A 6,607-nucleotide genomic window follows, 5' to 3' on the forward strand; every position below is an offset into this window, starting at 1 on the left:
GGGTAACTCCGAATCCCTGTAACCACATCTGCTGGTGGTTATGGGTCCCGGCCTTCGCCGGGACGACATCGGAGTGTGTCGAGCCGCCATCGTGTGATGGCGGCATTTTAACGGACGACTATATCCGCTAACTCACCGCGGGCCCGGCTTGGCCGGTGCGCGCCGGCGATCGGCCGCCGGCTGGTACGCGACACGCGAGTGCTGGGCGCAATAGGGAAGGCCCGACAGCGCCTTGCCGCCGCAGAAGAAGAAATCCGGGCTCGAGGGATCGCCGACCGGCCAGTGGCAGGTCGCCTCGTTCAATTCCAGCAGCGACAGCCGCTGGCTCATCGGCACCACGTTGTCGTAGGTGACCGGCTCGGCCTCCACCTCGACCTCGAAGGCCTGCGCCAACGCGGTGTTGCCGCGCGAGATCGGGCGGCTCACCCGCATCATGTGCTGTGCCGGACGCGCCTTACGCGGCCGGGGCGCGGCCGAAGAGGGGCTCTTGGCGCGGCCGGACAGGCCAAGCCTGTGCACCTTTCCGATCACGGCGTTGCGGGTCACATTGCCGAGCTCCGCCGCGATCTGGCTGGCCGAAAGTCCGGCCTCCCAGAGCTTTTTCAGCTGCTCGACGCGATCATCGGACCAGGTCAAAACCGTCATTGCACCCTTTCCCTCGCTGCGCGCCTGCCATATCGGGGCCTCACAGCGAATGCCTAAGCCTTGAAAAACCCGTGCCGCCAGAATCCCTTAAGGCTCGCCGGGCGCGCGAAGTGCGCCCGAACGTTTACGCCGGTACATGAGGACTTAGAGATCAGAACCGCCTGCACGAGATGTCGTATCTGACAAGCCAAACGCTACAATATGGCGTGACTCACGCGCAAGAGTCCGCCGACTCGCTTCCACATGTTCCGTGGCCAAAAAACCGCAAAATCGACACCGCAAGACTACGGATTCAGCGTTTCGTGAGGCTTTCCGGGCGGCATTGACACCCGTTTTACCAGGCATAAGATAGTGACGCGTGCCGCCCTTAAAAGGCGGCACGTTTCGTTTTCCGGGCCGGTCAATGGTGCGTTGCGTGATGCACGCTCAGTCCGTCCGCAACATCCAAGTGACCGTCATGACCAACAGCGCAGCGCCGCATTTGCTCCCCGTTTTCGCCAGGGCCGACCTCGGTTTTGAGCGCGGCGAAGGCTGCTGGCTGATCGCGACCAACGGCGACCGCTATCTCGATTTCACCTCTGGCGTGGCGGTGAACGCGCTCGGCCATGCCCATCCCGCGCTGGTCAAGGCGTTGCAGGAGCAGGCCACGAAACTCTGGCACATGTCGAACCTGTTCCAGAGCCCGGATGGCGAGCGACTTGCCGCCCGGCTCTGCAGCGAGAGCTTTGCGGACTTCGTATTCTTCTGCAATTCCGGCGCCGAGGCGCTGGAATGCGTGATCAAGGTCGTGCGCCGCTATCACGCCGCCAAAGGCCATCCCGACCGCTATCGCATGATCACCTTCGAGGGCGCCTTCCACGGCCGCACGCTGGCGACGCTGGCTGCGACCGGCTCGGCAAAATATCTCGAAGGCTTTGGTCCGCCGATGGACGGCTTCGACCAGGTCCCGCATGGCGATCTTGACGCCGTGAAGAAGGCCATCGGCCCGCAGACCGCCGGCATCCTGATCGAACCGATCCAGGGCGAGGGCGGCGTGCGTTCGGCGACGCCGGCGTTCCTCAAGGCGCTGCGCCAGCTCTGCGACGAGCGCGGCCTGTTGCTGGCGTTCGACGAGGTGCAGACCGGCATGGGCCGCACCGGCGATCTCTTTGCGCATCGTCGCCTCGGCGTCACGCCCGATGTGATGTCGCTGGCCAAGGCGCTCGGCGGCGGCTTCCCGATCGGCGCGTGCCTTGCGACCGCGGAAGCGGCGTCCGGCATGACGCCGGGCTCGCACGGCTCGACCTTCGGCGGCAATCCGCTCGCGATCTCCGCTGCGAACGCGGTGCTCGACGTCATGCTCAAGCCCGGCTTCTTCGACCACGTGCAGAAGATGTCGTTGCTGTTGAAGCAGAAGCTCGCCTCCGTGATCGACCGCCATGGCGACGTCGTCAGCGAAGTCCGCGGCGAGGGGCTCTTGATCGGCATCAAGGCCGTGGTGCCCTCCGGTGATCTCGTTGCGGCGCTGCGCGGTGAGAAGCTTCTCACCGTTGGGGCCGGTGACAACGTCGTGCGCTTCCTGCCGCCCTTGATCGTCACTGAGGCCGAGATCGAAGACAGCGTCGCGCGGCTCGAACGCGCCTGCGCGGCGTTGTCGGCCGGCCAGACCAAGCGGGCGGCAAGCTGATGAGCAAGGCGCCAAAGCATTTTCTCGATATCAACGAGCTGCCGCTGGCGGAGCTCAAGCGCATGCTCGCGGCGTCTTCCGCCATGAAGGCGAAGCAGAAGGCGCATCAACCGGTCAAGCCGCTCGAAGGCAAGACGCTGGCGATGATCTTCGAGCGCCCCTCGACGCGGACGCGGGTGTCGTTCGATGTCGCCATGCGCCAGCTCGGCGGCGAGCCGATCATGCTCACCGGTGCCGAGATGCAGCTCGGCCGCGGCGAGACCATCGCCGACACCGCGCGCGTGCTGTCGCGCTATGTCGACGCCATCATGATCCGCATCCTCAACCACGAGGCGCTGCTCGAGCTCGCGGCGAACGCCACCGTGCCCGTCATCAACGGCCTGACCCGGCGCTCGCACCCCTGCCAGGTGATGGCCGACCTCATGACCTATGAGGAGCATCGCGGCCCGATCGAGGGCAAGACCGTGGCATGGACCGGCGACGACAACAACGTGCTGGCGTCCTGGGCGCACGCGGCCGAGCGCTTCAAGTTTCAGCTCAATGTCGCGACCCCTCCGGAGCTCGCGCCGAAGAAGGCGATGCGCGACTGGATCAAGGCGACCGGCGCGCCGATCATGCTGGGCAGCGACGCGGAAGCTGCCGTGCGCGGCGCCGATTGCGTCGTCACCGACACCTGGGTGTCGATGGGCGACAAGGAGGGCGAGCACCGCCACAACGTGCTCAAGCCCTACCAGGTCAATTCGAAGCTGATGTCGCTGGCCAAGCCCGACGCGCTGTTCATGCACTGCCTGCCCGCCCATCGCGGCGAGGAGGTCACCGACGAGGTGATCGACGGTCCGCAATCGGTCGTGTTCGACGAGGCCGAAAACCGCCTGCACGCGCAGAAGGGCATCCTGGCCTGGTGTTTTGATGCGGTGAAGTAGCGGGACGAACTATCCGTCGTCCCGGCGAAGGCCGGGACCCATCACCGCGTGATCTCTCGGTTGCGGAAAGTAGGGGTACCGAACGGCGAATCTTCGCATAACCACGCCCTGTGGTTATGGGTCCCGGCCTTCGCCGGGGCGACACCGAATTTGCAATATCGTGTGCAATCATAACTGCATCCGGAACAGACCGCCCCGCCGCCCCCCCCTTCCATTTCCACCCTCCGACCCCAGATAAAGCGCCATGGTTTTCCAATCCCCTGACATGAAAACCGGGCCTGAAGGCCCGGTTCGCGCACCATCGGCGGTTCCCATTGATGACGCCGTGCTGCCCTACGAGGTCGACGCGCTCGACGTGCGCGGGCGGCTGGTGCGGCTTGGCCCCGCGCTCGACGAGATCCTGACCAAGCACGATTATCCTGCGCCGGTCGGCAAGCTGCTCGGCGAGGCCATCGTGCTGACGACGCTGCTCGGAACGGCGCTGAAATTCGAGGGCCGCTTCATCCTCCAGGCCCAGACCGATGGCCCGGTGTCGTTCCTGGTGGTGGACTACAAGGCGCCGGACCATCTGCGCGCCTACGCCCGCTACGACGCTTCGCGCCTCGGCACGGCGAAGGATTCCGGCACGCTGCTTGGCCGCGGCCATCTCGCCATGACCATCGACCAGGGCCCCGACATGAGCCGCTATCAGGGCCTGGTTGCGCTCGACGGGGGCAGCCTCGAAGACGCCGCCCACGAATATTTTCTGCGCTCCGAGCAGATCCCGACGCGCGTCCGCCTCGCCGTCGGCGAGGAGTGGCGCTCGAACGACGGCGGCAAGCATCGCTGGCGCGCCGGCGGCATGCTGATGCAGTTCTTGCCGAAAGCGCCGGAGCGCGCGCGGCAGGCCGATCTGCATCCCGGCGATGCGCCCGAAGGCGTCGAAGTGCATAGCGTCGCTGAAGACGATGCCTGGGTCGAGGCGCGCTCGCTGATCGACACCGTCGAGGATGTCGAGCTGATCGATCCCGATCTTTCCGGCGAGCGGCTGCTCTACCGCCTGTTCCACGAGCGCGGCGTGCGTGTGTTCAATCCGCTGGTGCTGAAAGCGCAATGCTCCTGCTCGCGCGACGCCGTCGCCGCGATGCTGAAGAGCTTTTCGCCCGACGACCGCGCCGCGATGGTCAAGGACGACAAGGTCGTCGTCACCTGCGAGTTCTGCTCGTCGGTGTACGAGTTCACGCCGGATGAGGCGGGCGTGGAGGACGCGTAGGCCTCTAATTCGCGGCGCTGGCAATGACGAGGTCGGGGAAGCTGCTCGCTACATCCTCGGTGTCATCGCCCGCCTTGTGCGCAATTGCGCACTGGGGCGGGCGATCCAGTACTCCGTGACGGCGGTGATTGAATCGAGAGGCTGCGGCGTACTGGATGCCCCGGTCAAGCCGGGGCATCCAGTTGTGGGTGGTATGATGAGCTCGCCCGCTAGGCACGGAATCGTAGGGTGGGTTAGCGAAGCGTAACCCACCAGCTTGCTTTGGCGCGGATAGACCGTGGTGGGTTACGCCGAGCGGACTGCGCTTCGCGCAGCCGCGGGGCTAACCCACCCTACGGCACCGCGCTAGTTCAACACCCGCTTCAAATCCGGGCTGTCGAGCGAGAAGGTCGGCACGTCGATCTCGAAGCGCTCGCCGCTTTCGGTGACCATCTGGTAGCGGCCGGTCATGAAGCCCGAGGCGGTCGAGAGCGGCACGCCCGAGGTGTATTCGAAGCGCTCGCCGGGCGCCAGAATCGGCTGCTCGCCGACCACGCCCTCGCCCTTCACCTCCTGCTGCCGGCCCGAGGCGTCGGTGATGATCCAGTGCCGCGTCTTGAGCTGTACGGTCTCATCGCCGGAATTGGTGATGACGATGGTGTAGGACCAGAAAAACCGGGACCGGTCGGCCGACGACTGCTCCGGAACAAAGTTCGGCTCGACGGTCACTTCGATCTGGCGGGTCACGGCGCGGTACATGGCTGCCATCATAACGAAATCCCGGCCGGGAACCAAACGCCGGAGGCGGTTTTGGCGACATCGTCCCGCCCGAATTCGAAGGGAAGTACACCCCCAGGGAAATACACCTCGATGTGATCTGGTCGCTTTGCGAGACGCCGACCGGACCGGTACACTCCTTTTAACGTCGCGATTTGCGTAAGGGTTTCGGGCCCCGATGACCATTGCCGACCAAGTGACGGGATCGACGATCGCGGGAACTGCGGATGGCAAATCCGCGGTTGCGAAACCCCGCGCCGCCGCGCAGGCCATCACGCTGCCCGCCATCGGCGAGCGTGAGCTCAGGCTCGACCTGTTCCGTGGGCTCGCGCTGTGGCTGATCTTCATCGACCATTTGCCGCCGAGCCTTCTGACCTGGTTCACGATCCGCAATTACGGCTTCAGCGATGCCACCGAGATATTCATCTTCATCTCCGGCTACACCGCAGCCTTCGTCTACGGCCGCGCCATGCTGGAAAGCGGCGTCGTCGTCGCCACCGCGCGAATCCTGCGCCGGGTCTGGCAGATCTATGTCGCCCACGTCTTCCTGTTCACGATCTTCCTCGCCGAGATCTCCTACGTCGCGACCAGGTTCGAGAACCCACTCTACACCGAAGAGATGGGCATCATGGATTTCCTCAAGCAGCCCGACGTCACCATCGTGCAGGCGCTGCTGTTGCGCTTCCGCCCCGTGAACATGGACGTGCTGCCGCTCTACATCGTGCTGATGCTGGCGCTGCCTTTCATCCTCTGGTCGATGAAGTGGAAGCCCGACGTCACGCTCGGCCTTTCCGTTATCCTCTACGCCGTTACATGGGAATACGACCTCTACTTTTCGGCCTATCCGAACGGCTTCTGGGCGTTCAATCCGCTGGCCTGGCAATTGCTTTTCGTGTTCGGTGCATGGTGCGCGCTGGGAGGTGCGCGACGCATGTCGCGCATCCTGGCTTCACCCGTAATGATGTGGATCGCGATCGCCTATATCGTCGCGGCATTCTACGTGACCCTGACCTGGTACGTGCCGCAATTGTCCCATCTGATGCCGAAGCGGCTCGAGCAATGGATGTATCCGATCGACAAGACCGATCTGGACGTGTTGCGCTTCACCCATTTCCTGGCGCTGGCCGCGCTCACCGTGCGCTTCCTGCCGCGGGACTGGCCGGGCCTGACATCGCCCTGGCTGCGGCCGCTGATCCTGTGCGGCTCCCACTCCCTGGAGATCTTCTGCCTCGGCGTCTTCCTGGCCTTCGCCGGCCATTTCATCCTGGCCGAGGTGTCCGGCGGCGCGGTCATGCATGCGCTGATTAGTCTCTCGGGAATCCTGGTCATGTGGGGCGTCGCCTGGGTGATTTCGTGGTACAAGCG

The 6,607-nt window shown here is 64.7% G+C and carries 6 protein-coding genes; 4 read left to right on the plus strand and 2 right to left on the minus strand.

The window, feature by feature from the left end:
- Window positions 1–132: 132 nt before the first annotated feature.
- Window positions 133–645 carry a GcrA family cell cycle regulator gene (locus ACXJL8_RS29895; RefSeq protein ID WP_456619597.1) on the minus strand — a complete coding sequence of 171 codons (513 nt, stop codon included), beginning with the start codon at window positions 643–645 and terminating at the stop codon, window positions 133–135.
- Between the two features lie 457 nt (window positions 646–1,102).
- Between ACXJL8_RS29895 and ACXJL8_RS29900 the strand changes: the two genes are divergently transcribed.
- The 3 genes from ACXJL8_RS29900 (at window position 1,103) to ACXJL8_RS29910 (ending at window position 4,486) form a co-directional block, all read left to right on the plus strand.
- Complete coding sequence (locus tag ACXJL8_RS29900; protein WP_456619598.1) at window positions 1,103–2,311, plus strand: acetylornithine transaminase; 1,209 nt, start codon at window positions 1,103–1,105, stop codon at window positions 2,309–2,311.
- Window positions 2,311–3,234 (plus strand): ornithine carbamoyltransferase, encoded by a 924-nt coding sequence (gene argF / locus ACXJL8_RS29905; RefSeq protein WP_456619599.1) that lies wholly within the window; start codon window positions 2,311–2,313, stop codon window positions 3,232–3,234. Before ACXJL8_RS29900 ends, argF begins: the two co-directional genes overlap by 1 nt.
- Window positions 3,235–3,478: 244 nt before the next feature.
- Entirely contained in the window at window positions 3,479–4,486 is a 1,008-nt protein-coding gene (locus ACXJL8_RS29910; RefSeq protein WP_456619600.1) for an Hsp33 family molecular chaperone, read from the plus strand.
- A 345-nt stretch (window positions 4,487–4,831) separates the two neighbouring features.
- On the opposite strand, the gene apaG is transcribed toward ACXJL8_RS29910, so the two are convergent.
- On the minus strand, window positions 4,832–5,236 hold the full coding sequence (gene apaG / locus ACXJL8_RS29915; RefSeq protein WP_456619601.1) for a Co2+/Mg2+ efflux protein ApaG: 405 nt from the start codon (window positions 5,234–5,236) through the stop codon (window positions 4,832–4,834).
- Window positions 5,237–5,420: 184 nt separating this feature from the next.
- Between apaG and ACXJL8_RS29920 the strand changes: the two genes are divergently transcribed.
- Window positions 5,421–6,607 (plus strand): OpgC domain-containing protein (locus tag ACXJL8_RS29920; RefSeq protein ID WP_456686084.1); only part of this gene is annotated, 1,187 nt, incomplete at its 3' end.

It is taken from the genome of Bradyrhizobium sp. P5_C11_2 (assembly GCF_054049755.1).

Bases quoted from the DNA above. Each gene is read 5' to 3' on its own strand.
- ACXJL8_RS29895 (WP_456619597.1), bottom strand. From the start codon at position 645: ATGACGGTTTTGACCTGGTCCGATGATCGCGTCGAGCAGCTGAAAAAG.
- ACXJL8_RS29900 (WP_456619598.1), top strand. From the start codon at position 1,103: ATGACCAACAGCGCAGCGCCGCATTTGCTCCCCGTTTTCGCCAGGGCC.
- argF (WP_456619599.1), top strand. From the start codon at position 2,311: ATGAGCAAGGCGCCAAAGCATTTTCTCGATATCAACGAGCTGCCGCTG.
- ACXJL8_RS29910 (WP_456619600.1), top strand. From the start codon at position 3,479: ATGGTTTTCCAATCCCCTGACATGAAAACCGGGCCTGAAGGCCCGGTT.
- apaG (WP_456619601.1), bottom strand. From the start codon at position 5,236: ATGATGGCAGCCATGTACCGCGCCGTGACCCGCCAGATCGAAGTGACC.